The sequence below is a fragment of the Vibrio algicola genome, from assembly GCF_009601765.2.
GTDB lineage: Bacteria > Pseudomonadota > Gammaproteobacteria > Enterobacterales > Vibrionaceae > Vibrio > Vibrio algicola.
The window spans coordinates 289,512-306,453 of sequence record NZ_CP045700.1 but is presented as its reverse complement, the minus strand read 5'-3'; the positions used below and the strand labels follow the sequence as shown (position 1 = coordinate 306,453).

At 45.5% G+C, this 16,942-nt stretch carries 31 protein-coding genes and 1 other RNA gene; 1 reads left to right on the top strand and 31 read right to left on the bottom strand.

The window, feature by feature from the left end; genetic code table 11:
- Positions 1 to 21: 21 nt before the first annotated feature.
- The 31 genes from GFB47_RS13005 to GFB47_RS12860 all read right to left on the bottom strand — a co-directional run bounded on the left by GFB47_RS13005 (position 22) and on the right by GFB47_RS12860 (position 15,505).
- The gene (locus GFB47_RS13005; protein ID WP_153448470.1) at positions 22 to 816 is read right to left on the bottom strand and encodes a phage head morphogenesis protein; all 795 of its coding nucleotides are present in this window, start codon (positions 814 to 816) and stop codon (positions 22 to 24) included.
- Positions 809 to 2,398: a DUF935 domain-containing protein gene (locus GFB47_RS13000; protein ID WP_153448469.1), complete on the bottom strand. Its 1,590-nt coding sequence runs from the start codon at positions 2,396 to 2,398 to the stop codon at positions 809 to 811. The genes GFB47_RS13005 and GFB47_RS13000 overlap by 8 nt, the downstream gene beginning before the upstream one ends.
- Complete coding sequence (locus GFB47_RS12995; protein ID WP_178306510.1) at positions 2,395 to 4,002, bottom strand: terminase large subunit domain-containing protein; 1,608 nt, start codon at positions 4,000 to 4,002, stop codon at positions 2,395 to 2,397. The genes GFB47_RS13000 and GFB47_RS12995 overlap by 4 nt, the downstream gene beginning before the upstream one ends.
- 2 nt (positions 4,003 to 4,004) lie before the next feature.
- A complete protein-coding gene (locus GFB47_RS12990; RefSeq protein ID WP_153448468.1) occupies positions 4,005 to 4,583 on the bottom strand; it encodes a DUF3486 family protein in 579 nt (192 codons plus the stop codon).
- A complete protein-coding gene (locus GFB47_RS12985; RefSeq protein WP_153448467.1) occupies positions 4,555 to 4,803 on the bottom strand; it encodes a hypothetical protein in 249 nt (82 codons plus the stop codon). Before GFB47_RS12985 ends, GFB47_RS12990 begins: the two co-directional genes overlap by 29 nt.
- An 8-nt stretch (positions 4,804 to 4,811) precedes the next feature.
- The gene (locus GFB47_RS12980) at positions 4,812 to 5,102 is read right to left on the bottom strand and encodes a VpaChn25_0724 family phage protein (RefSeq protein WP_153448466.1); all 291 of its coding nucleotides are present in this window, start codon (positions 5,100 to 5,102) and stop codon (positions 4,812 to 4,814) included.
- Between the two features lie 2 nt (positions 5,103 to 5,104).
- A complete protein-coding gene (locus GFB47_RS12975; protein WP_153448465.1) occupies positions 5,105 to 5,404 on the bottom strand; it encodes a DUF2730 family protein in 300 nt (99 codons plus the stop codon).
- On the bottom strand, positions 5,405 to 5,626 hold the full coding sequence (locus GFB47_RS12970) for a TraR/DksA C4-type zinc finger protein (RefSeq protein ID WP_153448464.1): 222 nt from the start codon (positions 5,624 to 5,626) through the stop codon (positions 5,405 to 5,407).
- A 135-nt stretch (positions 5,627 to 5,761) separates the two neighbouring features.
- Positions 5,762 to 6,022 carry a DUF2681 domain-containing protein gene (locus GFB47_RS12965; protein ID WP_153448463.1) on the bottom strand — a complete coding sequence of 87 codons (261 nt, stop codon included), beginning with the start codon at positions 6,020 to 6,022 and terminating at the stop codon, positions 5,762 to 5,764.
- Entirely contained in the window at positions 6,019 to 6,267 is a 249-nt protein-coding gene (locus GFB47_RS12960) for a DUF2644 domain-containing protein (protein ID WP_153448462.1), read from the bottom strand. Before GFB47_RS12960 ends, GFB47_RS12965 begins: the two co-directional genes overlap by 4 nt.
- A complete protein-coding gene (locus tag GFB47_RS12955) occupies positions 6,254 to 6,586 on the bottom strand; it encodes a hypothetical protein (protein ID WP_153448461.1) in 333 nt (110 codons plus the stop codon). The genes GFB47_RS12960 and GFB47_RS12955 overlap by 14 nt, the downstream gene beginning before the upstream one ends.
- Positions 6,586 to 7,134, bottom strand: coding sequence for a glycoside hydrolase family 108 protein (locus GFB47_RS12950; RefSeq protein ID WP_153448460.1), 549 nt, complete (start codon positions 7,132 to 7,134; stop codon positions 6,586 to 6,588). The genes GFB47_RS12955 and GFB47_RS12950 overlap by 1 nt, the downstream gene beginning before the upstream one ends.
- An 80-nt stretch (positions 7,135 to 7,214) precedes the next feature.
- Positions 7,215 to 7,694, bottom strand: coding sequence for a structural protein (locus GFB47_RS12945; protein WP_153448459.1), 480 nt, complete (start codon positions 7,692 to 7,694; stop codon positions 7,215 to 7,217).
- A gap of 7 nt (positions 7,695 to 7,701) precedes the next feature.
- A complete protein-coding gene (locus tag GFB47_RS12940; RefSeq protein ID WP_153448458.1) occupies positions 7,702 to 7,884 on the bottom strand; it encodes a hypothetical protein in 183 nt (60 codons plus the stop codon).
- Positions 7,885 to 7,895: 11 nt separating this feature from the next.
- Positions 7,896 to 8,288, bottom strand: coding sequence for a Mor transcription activator family protein (locus GFB47_RS12935; protein ID WP_153448457.1), 393 nt, complete (start codon positions 8,286 to 8,288; stop codon positions 7,896 to 7,898).
- 145 nt (positions 8,289 to 8,433) lie between these two features.
- A complete protein-coding gene (locus GFB47_RS12930) occupies positions 8,434 to 8,958 on the bottom strand; it encodes a gp16 family protein (RefSeq protein ID WP_153448456.1) in 525 nt (174 codons plus the stop codon).
- Positions 8,943 to 9,500, bottom strand: a complete 558-nt coding sequence (locus tag GFB47_RS12925; RefSeq protein ID WP_153448455.1) for a hypothetical protein — start codon at positions 9,498 to 9,500, stop codon at positions 8,943 to 8,945. Before GFB47_RS12925 ends, GFB47_RS12930 begins: the two co-directional genes overlap by 16 nt.
- Positions 9,497 to 9,823: a DUF3850 domain-containing protein gene (locus GFB47_RS12920; RefSeq protein WP_153448454.1), complete on the bottom strand. Its 327-nt coding sequence runs from the start codon at positions 9,821 to 9,823 to the stop codon at positions 9,497 to 9,499. Before GFB47_RS12920 ends, GFB47_RS12925 begins: the two co-directional genes overlap by 4 nt.
- Entirely contained in the window at positions 9,823 to 10,281 is a 459-nt protein-coding gene (locus GFB47_RS12915) for a hypothetical protein (protein WP_153448453.1), read from the bottom strand. The genes GFB47_RS12920 and GFB47_RS12915 overlap by 1 nt, the downstream gene beginning before the upstream one ends.
- Before the next feature lie 7 nt (positions 10,282 to 10,288).
- Positions 10,289 to 10,366: hammerhead ribozyme type II (locus GFB47_RS12910), an RNA gene on the bottom strand.
- Positions 10,367 to 10,369: 3 nt separating this feature from the next.
- On the bottom strand, positions 10,370 to 10,525 hold the full coding sequence (locus tag GFB47_RS12905) for a hypothetical protein (protein WP_153448452.1): 156 nt from the start codon (positions 10,523 to 10,525) through the stop codon (positions 10,370 to 10,372).
- A complete protein-coding gene (locus tag GFB47_RS12900; protein ID WP_153448451.1) occupies positions 10,518 to 10,733 on the bottom strand; it encodes a hypothetical protein in 216 nt (71 codons plus the stop codon). The genes GFB47_RS12905 and GFB47_RS12900 overlap by 8 nt, the downstream gene beginning before the upstream one ends.
- Entirely contained in the window at positions 10,730 to 10,900 is a 171-nt protein-coding gene (locus tag GFB47_RS12895) for a hypothetical protein (protein ID WP_178306495.1), read from the bottom strand. Before GFB47_RS12895 ends, GFB47_RS12900 begins: the two co-directional genes overlap by 4 nt.
- Positions 10,887 to 11,105, bottom strand: coding sequence for a hypothetical protein (locus GFB47_RS12890; protein WP_153448450.1), 219 nt, complete (start codon positions 11,103 to 11,105; stop codon positions 10,887 to 10,889). The genes GFB47_RS12895 and GFB47_RS12890 overlap by 14 nt, the downstream gene beginning before the upstream one ends.
- Before the next feature lie 7 nt (positions 11,106 to 11,112).
- Positions 11,113 to 11,736, bottom strand: coding sequence for a DUF3164 family protein (locus GFB47_RS12885; protein ID WP_153448449.1), 624 nt, complete (start codon positions 11,734 to 11,736; stop codon positions 11,113 to 11,115).
- 11 nt (positions 11,737 to 11,747) lie between these two features.
- Complete coding sequence (locus tag GFB47_RS12880; protein WP_153448448.1) at positions 11,748 to 12,068, bottom strand: hypothetical protein; 321 nt, start codon at positions 12,066 to 12,068, stop codon at positions 11,748 to 11,750.
- Entirely contained in the window at positions 12,055 to 12,273 is a 219-nt protein-coding gene (locus GFB47_RS12875; RefSeq protein WP_153448447.1) for a hypothetical protein, read from the bottom strand. Before GFB47_RS12875 ends, GFB47_RS12880 begins: the two co-directional genes overlap by 14 nt.
- 8 nt (positions 12,274 to 12,281) lie before the next feature.
- Entirely contained in the window at positions 12,282 to 12,968 is a 687-nt protein-coding gene (locus tag GFB47_RS12870) for an AAA family ATPase (protein WP_225874351.1), read from the bottom strand.
- Positions 12,968 to 13,237, bottom strand: a complete 270-nt coding sequence (locus GFB47_RS16605; RefSeq protein WP_225874350.1) for a helix-turn-helix domain-containing protein — start codon at positions 13,235 to 13,237, stop codon at positions 12,968 to 12,970. The genes GFB47_RS12870 and GFB47_RS16605 overlap by 1 nt, the downstream gene beginning before the upstream one ends.
- A 34-nt stretch (positions 13,238 to 13,271) precedes the next feature.
- Positions 13,272 to 15,272 carry a transposase domain-containing protein gene (locus GFB47_RS12865; RefSeq protein WP_153448446.1) on the bottom strand — a complete coding sequence of 667 codons (2,001 nt, stop codon included), beginning with the start codon at positions 15,270 to 15,272 and terminating at the stop codon, positions 13,272 to 13,274.
- The gene (locus GFB47_RS12860; RefSeq protein WP_153448445.1) at positions 15,272 to 15,505 is read right to left on the bottom strand and encodes a helix-turn-helix domain-containing protein; all 234 of its coding nucleotides are present in this window, start codon (positions 15,503 to 15,505) and stop codon (positions 15,272 to 15,274) included. Before GFB47_RS12860 ends, GFB47_RS12865 begins: the two co-directional genes overlap by 1 nt.
- Positions 15,506 to 15,677: 172 nt before the next feature.
- Here GFB47_RS12860 and GFB47_RS12855 point away from each other — a divergent pair, with 172 nt between their 5' ends.
- Complete coding sequence (locus GFB47_RS12855) at positions 15,678 to 16,460, top strand: LexA family transcriptional regulator (RefSeq protein ID WP_225874332.1); 783 nt, start codon at positions 15,678 to 15,680, stop codon at positions 16,458 to 16,460.
- Positions 16,461 to 16,942: the final 482 nt, after the last annotated feature.

Here is a 16,942-nt window from a genome sequence, read left to right as displayed (position 1 = left end):
AACTTTGTAGCCAATATCAACCTAAAGCGGCTTAGAATACGTCTCACGCATTCGAGCCTCTTTTTTATTTAAGTCGGCTTTCATAGCTTGTTCACGAGCTTGACCAGGGTTGTAGTTCCATCCTGGTTCAATGCCTTCTGGTAGAGTTTCCACTTCACCCGTACGTTTATTTACCCATTGCTTGGTTTTGCCTTGTGGCGCAGTGGTTGAAACTTTGTCGCTTTCAGTCAGCTTGCCATATTCATATTTTGATACCTGGCGAATCCAACACTTGCAGCCCCAACCATTAGGCGGCATGTGTTGCTGCCACCATTCATCGTCCACAGGTAACAACAAGTCTTTCCACTTAACGTGATCCACACGGTGTTCCACAGAAGGGCCAAGCTGATACAACAAGTACGGCATGGCTCGCTTAGTGCGCTCGATGCGTTCCCACTGACCAGCTGCGCGTGCGGTACGCATGTTAGTACGGTAGATGGTTTTGATTCGACCTTCGCTACCAAGCTGGACGGTTTTGGTTTCTTTGGTGAGCGGGTCATCCATTTCTTGAACGCCCCACCAACCAGACTTAACCAACAGAGGCTTTAAGATGTCGCGGAACTGGGCAAAAGTTTGGCCTTGTTCAATGGCATCTTCCACCAAGGTTTTCACATCCACCAACAAATCCGCATTGAGCATCTTGGCAACGGTAAAGGCATTGGTGTGCTCTTGCTTCCACACATCCTTGTAATCAAAGCTAGGTTCAATGGCTTTCTTCTTAAACCAGTTGAGTACATCCGTCGGCACGAAATCATACTTGTCTGAATCACTAGGCATCACGAACGTCTCCTAGTGCGCGTGTTTCAAACATGTACTTCGCCATTTGTTCGACAAAGTTCTCTGCACCTAATTGGTCTTGCAGTTCTGGCAGCTTAGCCAAGAACGCATCATAGCTGTCTACGCTATCGGCCAGTTGCATGATCGGGTTCATGAAGTCTTCCGCGACTTCTTCCCAATCGTCCATCGCATCGTCGGTGAGTTCATCAATGATTTGGTCAGAAGTTTGCGTCACACGGTTAATCGAAACACGTTGCTTATTGCGGCCTAACTCAACATCGGCATGTTTCTGGCTACGGTTTAACGCAGGCGGTGGCGTCGCGCTCATGGCAATGAGTGTTTCAGCTTGCAGCAGTTCGTCTTCTTCATCCGGTTCTGTTAAACCAAACTTTTCACGCATGCTAGAGGCTGAGACTTTCATGCCACGATCAATCAATGGCGTGATGCTATCAACCAGCATCTTCAAGTCTTCTGGCTCTGGTACTTTAATGCGTACTTTCGGGTAGCGAGTTTGTACGCCCCAATTCAAAATGATGTAAGGCTTAACTAGGTACTCATTGATGCAGGCTTCCAGTTGGCGTGCATCCCATTTCGCAATATCCATACGCACTTCGTTGTGCACGTTCGCTTGCGATTGCGAGCTGCCATCATCGGCGGTCATGGTTTGGCCGAGTACCGCCTTACTGGTTTGCTCATCACACCAGCGTGCCATGTTTTCAAATAGAGTGTTGCCACCATTACCTTTAGCCGTCTCAATCAGCTCTAGTTTCATCGACTCAGGAATAACCGCGCCTGCATCACTGGCAATTCGGCTAACCGCATTCACTAGCGTGGTAATGTCATCTTTGCTGGCGTTCGGGCCGTACTTACCCACACGCACCGGAATGCCAAACACTTCCGCAAAAGCCCACCAATCGCGAACCGTGAACGATTTCAGCATGTACATCACGGCTACCAAGCGCGCCAATCCATTGCGCCATACACTGCCAGATTTAGATCGAGGCGTGTGTACAATAAACTTATACGGCTCTAACGGTGCGCCACTTGGGTAGTCATTACTAATGAGTAAAATGCTTTCGAGTGTGTCTTGGTCGGCGCGTAAATAACGAGGATCAACCCATTTGTAGTCTTTAGGTTTCCATGGTGTCGCATTAGTGTTCCATAAGATTTGCACGACCGATAAGCCTTTTCCTAAGCCATCAAGAAGGTCAAAGAATAATTCAGGAACTTGATCGTCATTGAGTAAGTCACGGACTTTTTCTGCTAGCTCTACATCGCTTTCGTCTTCACTGGCCGCTTCCACGGTCGGAGGCAATGCCGCCACTGCCAGCTTACGGGTGCGCAGCTGGGCGGCATAATGCAAGTCGCGCTCTTCCATTTCTTCGGCTAGCGTCATGAAGGCTTCAAGGTCAGTGCCATCGACCACTGCGCGCATTAACGTTCCTAGACGTTGCGGGGTTAAGGTACTGGCGACACTGCTCGGGCGAGGGTTTCGCACACTGGTGGTATAAGCACGAGCAATGTCTTCAGACAGCACTTCTTGCTCAACTTTAAACGGTTTGCCATTTGCATCTAAAATCATAATCGAATTCCTTTACCACGCAGGTCGGTGCGTTCACCGAATGCGTCATCGTGTCGGTTGTTTTCTTCAGCACTGCCAAAGAATCGGCGGTGAGTCTCATCGCCTTTAGGGGAAATGGTGTGCAATTCATAGCGAGTTAAATCGGCTTTAGACGCAAGGAAGCCCAAGAAAATAGCAATCGCGCTATCGCCGTGACGCTTGTTGCCATCGCTGCCTTTAGTGCGTGAATCATCAATGCCAGGCACACCGCGAATCATTTGAATTTGCCCAAGGTCGGTGATCACATCTTCATGCTTTGGCAGCTCCAGTTCATCGTCTTCAAAAGCAGCTTTAAACTTCGGCATGTTTTCACGGTAATAAGCGGTAGACAGCATGACTTCAACCACTTCTTCACCATATTTGTAGTGCGCTTGCTCGGCTAGGTACTGGCCGTTACCACGCGCATCGAGGAAGATGCCATCACGACGAGGCAGGCGATCACAAATGTAATACAACGCTTGCTCTTGCTGCTTGAATGGCACGTTTTTCAGCTCGACCAAGAACGGTACTTTACGCTTGGTGTCATCATTGATAATGACAGGAGCAAACACGGTTAAGTCACCACTACGTGCAAAGTCTTCACCGAGTGCATGGCGCAAGTTCTGCGGGAGTTTCTTTAGCTCTGGCCCTGCATGTTCAACCAACCATTCTTGCATTTCACGCATGCGTGCGCCTTCACCTGCTTGGTTAAACGCATCGGAGCCAGTAAATCGCAACACAGGCGCATCGAGTTTTGCTGCTCGCTCTCGCAACGAACGCGCGATATAAGCACCACCGCCAGATTTCGGCACACAGTAATATTCTTCCAGTGCGTCTTCTTCGGTGGCGGTGTCTTTGAGTAAGTTGGCTTTCCATTGTTCTTCTTTTTCAGGCGACCATTCTTGTTTAGTGACCTGACAAATACGCTGATATAAACCTTCAGCACAAGCATTATCCAGCGTGATGGTATGGATGGAATAACGCTTTTTGCCAGCGCGGCTGTCTTGAATGAGTTGGTTGAATAGGTTTTCGACACCGTTGTGGGTAGAGATAAGTCGAACTTTAGATCCCCACATAGTCAAAGCAAGTGCGGCTTTTAAGACTTCGGCTAGGCGTTCATGGAAAGCAGCTTCATCGATGATAACTGTACCTTGCATACCACGTAGGTTAGAGGGGTTACTCGATAACGCCTGAACTTTAAAGCCGGATTCAAAGTAGATCACAAAGGTTAAGATGTCTTTGTCTTCATCGTTCAAGACATCTTCTTGTACTTCACCTGCGGCTTTATCAAATATCTTGGCCCACAGCGCGACCGCATCAATGAACTCTCGCGCCATCTCTTTATTTGAGCCAACGTAGAACACATTGTTACCGCCTTCGCCCTTGGCCGTTCCTGCGCTAATGGCTGAGTCGGCAGCTTCGGCAAAGGTTAAACCGGTTCGGCGTGATTTCTCAGCAATCTTGAGTACGGAGTCATCAGCAATCCAACGCTTCTGATAACCAAGTAAAAGCTCATCCTTATCAAACTCGATAAGGATGTCTTCAGTCACTTTGTTCACGATTGGCAAGGTAACGGTTTCAGCCATAATTAAATCCCCAAGATTTCAGATTTGAGCATTTTCACCGTGTCGGAAGTAAGGCCTGCTTTCTTAGCGACGGCTTCGGTCTTCTCGGCAGCTTCTTCAAACGCTTGCTGACGAATTTCAGACTCCAACTTAATGCTGCCTGTTTGCGCTTCTTGCAGACGCTTAATTGCCAGTGCCATTTGGCCCAAAGTTTTCGGGTCGATGGTTTGGCCTTCTTCCAACGCCGCCATTTGAAAATCAAAAATCTGGCTTTTACCCACTTCAATTAACGTGCGGGCAATATCCGTTTGTGGCATTTCACCAAACTGCTGCACCCATTGTTTCGTCATCTCTTGGGCGCGTTTGTAGTTCTCCATGCCTTTATGAAATGACTTGGAATAACGGCTTAATGCATTGCGCTTGATGTACTCTTCATCGCCACGTTCTTCCGCCAGTACACCTTGCTCGGCAATCAAATCATTTATCTGATTACGGATCTCTTCTTGGGTCATGCGGCCATCACGCAACAACATGTTGAGCTGTGACTTTATGTCATCTGGCAGTTTGTCTATCTTACTCAGTCGATTTTTGGTGTGCTTCATATTGTTCTTGCCTTATATAAGAGAGTCTGGAACAAGCGCCGCTTTTTCTTCTTAATTGATTTCTGGTAACTGATATTGCCCCAAAAAAACAAACCTCATCCATTGTTGGTGCTGATATAAGATGTTCTCTTATATGCATCAATTTACCTCGGTGCCAAAACTTACCTTTATATCCATCATCAATAGAGCAGATCATCGGTTTAACATGTTTGTTTTTCATAACAATCTCTAAGGGCGCGGACGTTTCACACCAGGATGAGTGGCTTGGCCTTCAGCAACATCACTACCGCGTTGAGTGATAGTGGCGACCAAGGTGCCCGACATATCTTTGCAGGTGATTAAGCCTTGCTCTTGTAGCCAGTGCATTTCAGACAACACAAGATCACGACTGATACGATGACCGTACGCATCGAGCGAAGAATCTAAAATAGACTCATTGGCCGTATAAGCAGGTGACTCATTCAGCACCCGCAACATCACAAGACGGCGGTCTTGCTGTAAAACTTCATGCATGCTCATGACTATTCCTTCATTTCTTTTTCAAGCAATAACTTGGTTAAGTGATCAACTGGCTTTAATGCCGCCCGTAATTCTTTGATTTCGCCACGAGTAACTTCCATTTCTAAACGGAGTTTGTGGTTATCATCATGTGTCGGCAGTGACGAAATGTAGTTATTGATCTTATTAATTTTTTGATTTGCCGTTTCTAAATCTTCACGTTTTGCATAAGTTTTAGATAACAGCATTTGAATCACTTGTACTACGCTCAACACTCCAGCCCAGACAATAGGCCACCAAACTTTTAAATCATTAATGTCCACTCATCGTTCCTTTTCTAACTGTGATTTACACGCTACGCATAAAGTGGCAGCAGGGTTGATTTCTAATCTTTTTAATGGAATAGGCTCACCACAACACGCACACACAATAGTGTCACCATCAATCATTTGCGGTTTTTGTTCGGTCACTTGCCTTGCTCGGGCAATAGCAGCATCTCGCTGCCGCTGTTCTAACTTGGCGGCTTGGTCGATTACATCTGTCATTGATTGCTCTCTTTTTTGTTCAGAGGCTTTGTAGGACAAATGGCCTCGTAAGTTTCGTTATGGTTTAACACCTGACGCTTGGTGCCATCGGTGTCTTGTGGGCTGGCATAAATCAACCCAAAGCTGGTACAGCCGCTATTGCTGACGGTAATAACCTTTCTCGCGCATCCGCTCATCAAGCTGATCGCCATCAAGAGCAAAGTTATCTGCTTCAATTTTTTGCTTAATTTGCACATGCTTTATCTCCGTTTGCAATTGTGCGTTCATCACGTTCGCTTGCTCTAGCTGCCCCGCAATGCGTTTCGATTTGGCTTTGTAGTAGTTCATTAGCCAGAACAGGAAAACAAAGGCAGCGGCAGCACCCGCAATCAAATACGTCATGATTGAAAAACTCATGAACCCACCTTGGTCACTTTGGATTTGTAAGCAGAGACAGCGCCCTTGGTCACGACTGCGCCGCCGCTAAAAATGGCCAAGGTGGTGAACAGTTCCGGCACGTAGCTGCGGTCTAAATACACCGAATACAAAAGCACGGCAGAGAGAACGAAGAACCCAAGCACATGCAAAGTGCCTGTGGTACTGGTTCGGTTGTCGTCATTGGTAAACAGCTCTTTTAAAGCGTTGGGTTTAGTGGTTGGCATGAGCGTTCCTTTCATTTTGATTTCTGAGAATCGATTGAATACGAGGATGCAGTGGTGTTTTTAACTCTTGCTGCTTTTGATTTTCCGCATAGCGATAACGAAACTGGGCTAAGTCATTGGCGGTCACGCTTTCAAAACCACGGCGAAATTGTGATTGCCAAGTTGAGTTATGGCTGTACAAAGGTGCTTTGTGTAAACGCGGTTCAATCCCGTTTTGAAGGTCATTTAATTCATCATTAAAGCGAGCTTTACGACCATCTTTGAATCGCTCAAAGGCTCGGGCATTTTTTAGATCGGGGTTGAGTTTATAAAAAGACATCACACCAACTCCCAAGCCGCTTCTAAGCAATCACTTAGACGGTTGTGCCAGCCCTCAATAAAGCGACTTTGTGTCGGGTTCTTCTTGATAATGCGAGCGTAGAAACGAGCACGTCGTAGGTGATAAACAGAAAGCAGGTATTCATCGTCTTTGGCGTAAACCGCTTCATGGGTTTTAGGGCCATAAATGCCATCGGCTACCACGCCAGCGACTTCTTGCAGCATCTTAATGGCGGCACGAACGCCGTGTTGCACAGCAGCATCAAAGACGGCTAACGAAAGAGGGTCAGGTAAATCATTACAGCTTGCTACTAACCAGTAGTGGGCGTAATACAATGCAACGGCGTCATCAATGGTTAGATCAGCAATGTTTTCATGGGGAAACGCACGCTGACTAATACCAAACTTGGTTTCACCACCACGATCTTGAGGGTCGTCCACATAGCCGCCATCAGCCGTTAGCCCACCTTCTTTTTCTAACACGAACATTAACGCATGGCAGAAAGAGAGCGAGTAATCACGAGTATTAAATGGAAAATCTTGAGACATAAAAAAAGCACCGCCGAGTAAGTTGTTTACTCGATTGTGCTTTTTATTAAGGGGGTAAGCGGATTAACGTTGGTTGTTGTTTATGGGTGTTCGTGTCGGCTTAATTGTCTAATAGAGCAATTACATGTCAGATCTTCATTTAATGGGTGCGTAGTCCAATATTCATCATCGACAGAAAATACCTTACCATTATCGGGTTCGTGGATAGCGCAATCTAGAATAAATGTTCCACGCTGAAGTAACAGGTTTGGCATTACTCGCTTAGTTCTATGAATGCGATCCCATTGCTCATTCACTCTGGTCAAAGATATGATTCTAAATACTAAAAAATCAATATGGTTTTTACTTATATCATCTTTCTTGTTACCAATTAGAATTGGCGAAATAGATTCACACATCCAGTTATAAGGTAAAATTTCAATTGCTTGTTTTAGGGCGTTTCTTCTGTCATTGATATTCTTAGATAGAATCTTATGCAAAGATTTTAACGCTGCACTCGGTACATTTAATTGCTTGCAAACAAAATCAAAAGCAGAATCAAAGGCTAAGTTCTTGGCCATGATTACCTCACTTTTTCCACTGACTTAGAGCAATGTAGTAAAGATATGGCAACTGTAATACAGGAATAAGAACTAGAACCAACATTACCCACCAATCAGATTTCAAGCCAACGCGCTGCGCTACTTTACACAAAGGGAATGCGGTAATTAAGCCCACGATAATTGCTACCAATAAATCAAAAATAGTCATAATAATTCCTTCTAAAATAAATCATGTTGTCGTTTTTTCACTTCGCGGTTACGCATCTTAGCAATAACTCGGTAAATGTGTTGCATACTCACATCATATTTACGAGATAATTCAGTGACATTGTTGCCTGTAAACTCGTTCCAAATGTGCAAGTGTTTAATCTCGTTTGCAAGTTGGTTGCCTCGTGGCAAGTAGAACTGCATGCCACCAAAGGCTTTACAAATACTGCTTAACTGACGAATGGCTAACTCTTCACTCACGCCAGCCTCGATAAGCTCATGCTTTAAAATATCGTACATTTGGCGCATGGCTTCCGGCCATCGGCAATCTTCGGTGTCTAAATCTTTAATCGCTTCAATCGACACGTCATCAAAGCCCAACATATCAAGGTTTTGCTCTGTCATTATTAATCTCGCTTATTCCCACTTAATATGGGAATTGTTAGCGGTGATTAAAAACACGTCAACCGATATCGTATAGATGTTCCGGAATGGGAAATAATGAGAAAGGTAGGCAATAAAAAAACGCCCGTTGAATTGGGCGTTTTGGTTAGTCGATAGGGTTATGTTTTCGATGTTCTATGTCGTAATGCGCGCTCATTACGGCATGACTGGGTAAGTTCCCGTATTCATTGCGGCATTTACGCCAGCCGTTCGCAATACACGCTTCATCCATTAAACGCACATGCCAACGTTTTAACGCTTCCAACACATAAGCGGCTTGTTCTTGGTTCATCCAGTTAGCGCGTTCTACGCCTTTGCCGTTAATCTGTTTGGTCATGCGTTTGCAGTAGGCGTCTATTGCTAGGTCTTTGGGGTTACGCACAAAACCTTGTTGGTGCATGGTGATCCAAATAGCTCGAATAACCGTGACTTCTTCCGCTCTTGGGCGTGGCTTGCGCTTCACTTTGAAGCCTTTGGTTTTCATCCAATCGACCACTTGTTTTAGCTTGGCGTCACTCAAGCCTTTGCAGCTTCGTTGGCCTGTAATTTGCTCTAACATATCGCGGTAAACATCATCATCTAAGTTCAACTGACGCTTGCCAATCTGTACCATTTTTAGCATTGCTGACATGGCGGTCTCCAGTTCATTTCTTTCAACTTATTTGCAATGGTGCTTTTCTCACCGAGTGGGTCGATGCCCATCTTCACCATGCGAGTGGCTTGCTCGATGTACCATTGGCTATCATCAGGCTTGGTGGTTTGTACCGCTTCCGCTTTGCCTTGGTGAGTGTGGTTTTCTGTAGGCATTGCTACGTTATTTTTTACCGCTAGGCTTTTGTATACCTGCTTTAAATAGTTGTGGTTGGCGAGTGGCTTCACGTCTTGAAACTGAATGCGCTTTTCACGCAGTTTGTTGACCGTTTCAATCAAGGCGGAAGCAAGTAGATGATCCGCTTTGTATTCATCGGTGACTTCACGCATGAGGCGCAGCGCACGACCATTGGATAAATCTGACTTGAGCGGACGAAACAAGCCGATGTAATTCAACAATGGACGAGCGATAAAATCAGGCAGTGCCGCCACATCACCAAGCAAGTCACGACCTGCTTGGTCTTGGATTAACGCATCCAAGTGAATGTTGCAGTGGCACACAGGGCAACGGGTGAGTTTCATTGCTTCACCTCAACTGCATCACTTGTACCAAGAATGACAAAGCCAGGAACTAGACCATCAAAGTCATAGCCACCCAAGATATAAGTGATCGTTACTTCAAGCTTTCTGCCTGTGTATTTTTCACCATCCCATTCATTAAGCACTAAAAAGTCACCTACGTTGTAATCACGATCTGCACAACGAACCTCAAAACGCTTAGCTCCTGATAACTGTGCATTAAAGTAATTGGGTAGTATTTTTAAATCATGGACATTTGAGGTTGGGCTATTTAAAAATAAGTCTACATATTCACGTAGCTTTTCTGTTGAGGACTTGGCTTTCATTACAAATCTCCCGTGAAAGAGCTTTTAGACTTAACCAAAGTAATGCCTTCAAGCTTTTTAAATTGACGACACACTACGGAAGCTTTAGAAAACGTTGGAACATGGAAAACATGTTTATCATTAAGATCTGGATATTTCTTTGTAACTCGACGTTTCCCCCATATTTTCGTCATGCTAGTTTTAAATTTTGTGTCGTATTTCGATTTGGTCTTCTTACACCACACATCAGCTAGAATCGCTGGCGCTTTATCACTAATGCCATCGTTCCCTGAAAAGCTCACCCATTCACCTTTAATGATCCCATCAATATAAACTTGCAGGCATGTTTTAGATTCAGAAGCTCGAACGCGCTCAACACCTACTTCATATCCTTTGTAGGCAAAGACGATACTTACCCAACCATCAGACATTTCATCTTCAATTTTTTTCCACATTTCTTTGGTTATTTCTGTACTCATAAAAACCTCTTCGCTACTCATCAGTACCTAGCCACGACGCTAGATAGACAGATAACCGCTAACTGTTCGGCTATCTGTTTCGTTCGGGTTAGTCTTCGGCTGGCGGTGGGGTTTGCCCTAGTACCCACATCAGGGCATCGACTACACCTTGCATGTACACATCGCTGTGGTGTTTTTCTTCCGCAAGTTCCAACTGGTTTTCTATTGCTTGTTTGCTGTGTATGCAGGTGTAAGGGTTATTCATTTGGCTGCTCTTCTAATCCTTGAAAATATTCTTCAACTAAAAATCGACCAGTATCGACACCATCAACACGGCCATCATCGTAATGCCAATCTGAAACTTCACCTTGGCTCATAGAGTCTTTATCTTTTTCTGATCGTGATTCTTTTTCAGCTTCGATTTGTTCATCAAAAATTTTCAATAAATCATCTAATATTTTTTGTTTATTCATTCTTCCCATTCCTTTTCATTTGAAGCGATTGACTTGATCCGCTTCGCTTTGGGTAGTGGGGTATTGCGCCAATCCCCACAATGTTTGTCTGCCCACGCTTCGGCTTGTTCTTTACTCATGCGGTTGTGCAGCATGATGCAAGGAATAAGCTCATTACTGCGTGGCATCGTCATTTCCTCCAAAGGGTTTATCACCAAGACCAAGTAACCATTGGCAGGTAGCGGCAACGCCTTTGTTGAACTCCTTGCGCGGGTCGCCTTTGGCCGCCTGTTGAATTTGCTCAATTAACTCGTCTGGTGTGCGTTCTTGCATTTTCTTTAGCAAGAACTCACGGCGCATCGGGCAATCAAGTAGTTGGTTTGACTGAGCCATAACGACCTCACAGTTTTGAAATGTCGAGTGGGATTTGTGTATAAGCGCCGTTCTCTTGACGCTCGTACAAGCGCAAATAAGAACTGGTGCCAGTGATTTGAATTGAATCGGCAATCGCTTCCATGGCGTCTAACCATTCCGCATCATCAATATCTAATTGGCGCAAACTCAGCACCTGGTTTACATCAATGTGGCCTTGTTTATTCACACGGAAAGCATGATCCACAAGGGCTTTGATTTGGTCGCTTGAACCTTCCGACCAGCGTTGAATACACGCATCAATCTTGGTTTTCGCGGCTTGAATGCGTTCATCAAACACGCGGTGTTCACCCATAGCTCGTTGCAATTTGTAGCGGCCATCAAATGAAACCAGTGTGACGTTTCCTTTAGTGCCGCCATAGTTCACGCCGTATTCTTCAGCGGATAGGTCTACAAAGTCGGCGACCTTGTTCATGGCTCCTGCTTTAAAAGTGGCAAGGCGTTGCTGCTGGATGCGAGCTTCTTGCACTATGGTCATCACCACATCATCACGAATGAGATCAATCGCTTTGATTTGGCTCTCAGGTACTAGGTGGCTTTGTGCGTTAAAGCGGTAGCCTTCAGGTGCTTGGTTTGGGTTTTGGGTAGTCATAGTCGTTTCTCTTATAAGTTCGTCGGCCATGAAGCGATAAGCTCTGGCGCGTATGGGTTTAGGTGTTGAGTGATAAAAAAGGCTTCTGGTAGTTCGCTGTCGTACCAACGAACTAAGCAGCCGCTAAGCTTGGCGACATGGCTAGTCACACGCTTGCCTGCTTTACGCTCTGTGACCGTGTAGGCTTTGGTCATCAACGACACAGGCGGCATTTCAATAGTGATGGTTGGAATAGCGAGTTTGACGTTCCAGCCAATCACAGCAGCGCCTTCACGTTCTAAGCGTTCAATGGCATTGCGAACCGCGCGGCGTTTTTCGTTAAAGTGCATCATTGGTTAACTCCTTATCAAATCGATAGATGTGACCGGGAGCCAACAAGCACTCATCAGGTCTCATTTGGTCTAAATCCACGCCACCGTCTACCATGTGCGCAACGCGATCAAACTTGAACACTTGGCCTTGTGAGTCCTTTATCCATAAATAAGCTTCCCCGTTGTGGGTTGCGATAGTCTCTTTACTCTTGTTTACAACAGTCATCTCACACCTCACTCATTGGTTTCTAATTCAGCAAACGCAGTGCGTAAGCCTTTTTCGGTAATCTGTCCGCCTTTGGCATACATGGCCGCAAGCTTTAGGGTTTTGCTTAATAGACGTAAACCACCCGGGCGTTCGCTGATTTGGAACATCAGGCTGTTTTCGGTTTCGCCAAGAACATTCCACGCTTGTGCAATGGCGCGAACGTCGGCTTGTTTGGTTTTGTGAATGCCGCGCTTTTTCGCAATGCGTGAGAACAAACGGGCAAAATCTTCATTGCGTCGGCCACCCGTTAGCTGCGTATAAACCTTGTTGTTACCTACTAGCACCATGCCTACGCCTGTTTCTTCTTGCAGAATGCGCAGCTCTTCTAGGGTTGGGTAATCGAGGTGGTCGGCTTCATCAATGATGATCAAACCCTCTGTACCTTTTAGGCGCTGGCGAATCACTCGCGCTAATGGGCCTTTGCGACGTGGCGCTTGATCCATGCCTAGCTCCATCGCAATTTCATATAAGCATTCGGTCAGGCTTGAACGGCTTGGCGAAGCGGTCACCATCCACACGTTGTTGTTTTGCTTTTGGTACTCGTGCAGGGTTTCTGATTTGCCGACACCGGATGCGCCGTAGATCACGACAATCGATTCGGTCACTTGGGCGTAGGTCAAATCGTTAGTGATTTGCTGTGCTGTGGTTGTCATCACAAAGCCGGGTTTTGGCTTGGCGTTGCTTTACGTGATTCACGCATGCGCAACCATTTCTCAAGCTTCTCAACAATCTTGCTAGGGTCGGCTTGGTATTTGTTGTTGATGATTTGGCTTAGCGTGGCAGGCGACACGCTGATCTCTTTCGCTAGCTGCGATGATGTAACCACTTTTGAGTCAACCAAAGTACGAACACGCATTAACACATCGGTTTCAGTCGCTTGGGGTTGGCCTAAAGTGATCACGTTTTCCATTTGTTTAGTCATAAATTGCTCCGTTTATCGGCGGTTTAAATTGGTTTTAAAGGCGGTTTTTGTTCTTCTGTTCCACAAGATACGAAAGGTTTTGCGCATAATTGGCTTCGTAGTCTTCATCCAGATCTTCATCCACATGGACTTGTGCAGCGGTGTTGCCAATGGACACAGGGCGGAATGGCTCAACCACTTTGGTTTCTGGGATGAACTCTTCTTCAAGCGGCTTCATCATGGCGGCCACTTCCAGCGCATCCATATCGGTTTGCGCTTGTGCGGCAATCTTGTTGGCTTTGGTAAATTGAGTGCGTTTGCGTTTGTGTTCGCGAGCGGCTTGAGTGTCGCCGAAGCCGACTTTCTCTAAACATTCCGCTGTACAAATTCGCACGCCTTGTAGGGTGTAAACTTCTACGCTGTCATGCAGTTTGAGTGGGTCAAAACGTGCCACCAGTTTTTGCCCTACGTAATCAAACAGGGCTTCATGGTGGTAACGGTTCTTACGACCTTTCAAGCTGCCGCCTGCATCAAGCGTGATGGTGGCGTGTTGTTTGTTCACCGTGATGGCTTCCGCTTGTAGCATCATCAATTGCAGCTGCTCTTGAGTCGCTTTACGGATTGGTGCTTCTGCATAGCTGGCGTTAAAGGCATCGTTAAAGCTCATCATGCCCTGGCAGATTTCAGTGCGGCGGTTTTGCTTGCTGTTGTACATCTCAACACCAGCCGCGAGCGCTTTTAGGAACTCTTCTGCATCAATCGCTTTGCTTGCGTAGTTGTCTGGCTTTGCCATTGGGTTAGGGCCAGTGTAGGCACCTGCACACAGTGGGTGTTTGTCGATCATTTCATCTAGGCCGCCCACACCAAACGCACGTTCGATAGGTTTTGCCTGACCGTGACCTTTACCCAAGATCACGCTTGACCAATGCAGCTTCATACCAAGCATCGGGATGATGCCAAGTGGGTCATCTTCTTTGACTTTGAAGCGGTAACGGTTAGGAACGCCGCCAGTCATCCATTTGTTTGCCGCTGCGCGGGTGTTATCTATGGTGATTTCTTTTGGTACGCCGTAGCGCTCGCACACATCCATAAGTGATAGGCGAATGCTGTCGGTGTTTTCGCTGATGTCACAACGCCAACCCACAATTTTGCGCGAGTAGATGTCTTGCCAAAACCATGTTTTAGGACGAAGAATTTCACCGTTGAACCATTTCACAAACACGTTGTGCTGGTAACCATCGCCATTAATCCATTCAAGGGCATGCAAGCCATCAACACTGCGTTCTTGGCTTGGGAATAAACTCATTAATGCGTGCTCACCTTTGCGTAGCATCACTCGTTGTTGATGTGGTACTTCATGGCGAATACGGCGGTCTAGGCTTTTTAGGCTAGGTACTTTCCAGCCGTGTTGTGGAGCAGCTTCGATTAAGCGCTCGTAACAAGCGGCCATAGTTGGTTGTTCTAGGCGTAGGTAATCGGCTTTGAAAAAATCCCACGCAGCAGGTGTGATGTAGGCAAAGCGTTTCGATTTGATTTCAGACGCGACTTCTTTATTGCGATCAAGCAATGCAGGTGCCCAGTCTTCCGGTGCAAAATCTTTCACTTTGGAACAGGCGCGGCGTAGGCTCATTTTGCTGATCCCGAATTCATTTGAAACGGTTTCATAAGCGGCCATTTTGCCAATGCCAGAGCGCACAAGTTCGCTAACGGTCTGCACGGCTTTTAGTACACCTTGCGCTTTTTCTTGCGCACGAGTGCCAGCTTTGTTCCAACGCACCCATAATGCTTCGCGACAGTAAGAAGTGGTTTTGGGTTTTGGTAAATCGAAAACCTGATCACCCACTTTGATTTTGCCTTCACGCTTGTAAAGCGCAGCTTGTGTGGCAAGCGGTAAAATAGAAATGTGGTATTCGAACGCTTTAGTGCCTTGCCGCTTGCGTTTAAATTCAGGATTTAGATCTCGCTGACTAAATAGGTTATTCAGTCTGGCTAAACAATTTCGCTCTAGCTTTGGCATGCCCGTCACGCCAGCTATTTCTTTGGCTGTGAAGTACATTAAGCTACTCCTTTCGTCTCAACTTCAGGGTAACGACTCGGCCAAATATCTTCTGGTGCCATATTTAGTGCATCTGCAATTAGACGTTCACCCTTCGGCCAAGGAGCACATAAAGCATTGTTTAATGTTCCTCTGTGATACCCGTGGTGCATAGATAATTTGGCAACACTCCAGCCTTTCATTTTTAAGTGAGCAACAATCAATGCTCGTGGCATATCGGTTTTTGTTTCCATTCTTAGCCCCCAATCTGCTAGTATCTCTTTATTACTACATGCACTAAGTAACTAAACTTAGTTCGTAAAATCAATTCTTGATCTAAATATAGTTCTTGTCAACAGCTAAATTTAGATCTTTTTCTAAATTACGTTTCTTTTGGGCTAAATGTGGCTCAGGCTAGATACGACAATGGGTTTAAAGAATATGGTCGAAAAAGACTCAAATTCTTCTAACGATCCGATTGAAAACAAAGGAAATGGATCGTTATCAGAAAGAATTTTGCTTTTGATGAAAGGCAGAAGTGCGAGGCAAGTAGCTGAGGATTGGGGGATTGGAGCATCTACCGTAAATGCTTATGTCAAAAACGGATCCATTCCAAATCTAAATATAGCGCACCAAATTGCGTGCAGAGAGGGTGTTAACCTAGAGTGGTTAGCGACAGGCAGAGGCGAAATGCTAGCAATAGATGAGCCTATGAAGCCTATATTCGGAATCAGTGATGTAGCAGAAAGCTATGCTGCCTCTAATGAAATGCTCGAATTTTATAATGAGTTTGTTCTTATTCCTGGCTATAGAATTCAAGTCTCAGCCGGACACGGTACAAACCCTTTAGGCGGTGAAGAAGAACCATGCAGACACCTAGCGTTTAGGCGCAAGTGGTTGAAGTGGCGAGGCTTTAGCGAAAAGGATTTAGCGATTGTATGGGCCAAAGGCGACAGCATGGAACCAACGATCAACAACAACGACACGCTAGTGGTGCACCTAGGCCGCACCGTTCCACAAGATGGGCACATATATGTTTTTAGAAACGGTGAGGAGCTGTTTGTGAAGCGTTACCAAAGCATGGTGGGCACGTGGCGTTTAATTAGCGACAACAAAGCTTACAGCATGATGGACATCAAAAAAGAAGAGCAGCACCAGTTCCAAGTGATAGGCCAAGTGGTTCACATCGCTAAAGACCTGGGCAACTGATTTAAAAATTTAAAGGCACTTTAAAAACAAAATAAAGCCTTTTCCAAATTGTTCATTTTACTAGGGCTGATTTTCATAATTTCAAAAAATTGTTCATTTTGAAATTTCCACCATCAACACCTAAAATACAAAAAAGGGTTTGAAGCAAAACGCCTCAAACCCTTTGTTTTTCCTAGCCTCAAACCAAATCCATCCCATTTATTCCGACCAATTCCCATCTATTCCTTATATTGTTCATTTAAATAGTCTTCATACACAGATGCCCTATTCGCCAGTTCTTCGGAGCTGGCTTTTTTTGCTTTACGTTCACGTTATTCAACAGGGTTATGCTTATACCCATTCCATTTAATATGTGTCCAATCTGAATACCCCGAAAGACACTGCTCCTTCCTTTGGCGTTTGAGAAAAGCTACCTCTTAGTTAGTATATTAATCGCTCAACTATTTTTGATATAATCAAATAAACCAATAATAGAGGGCAAA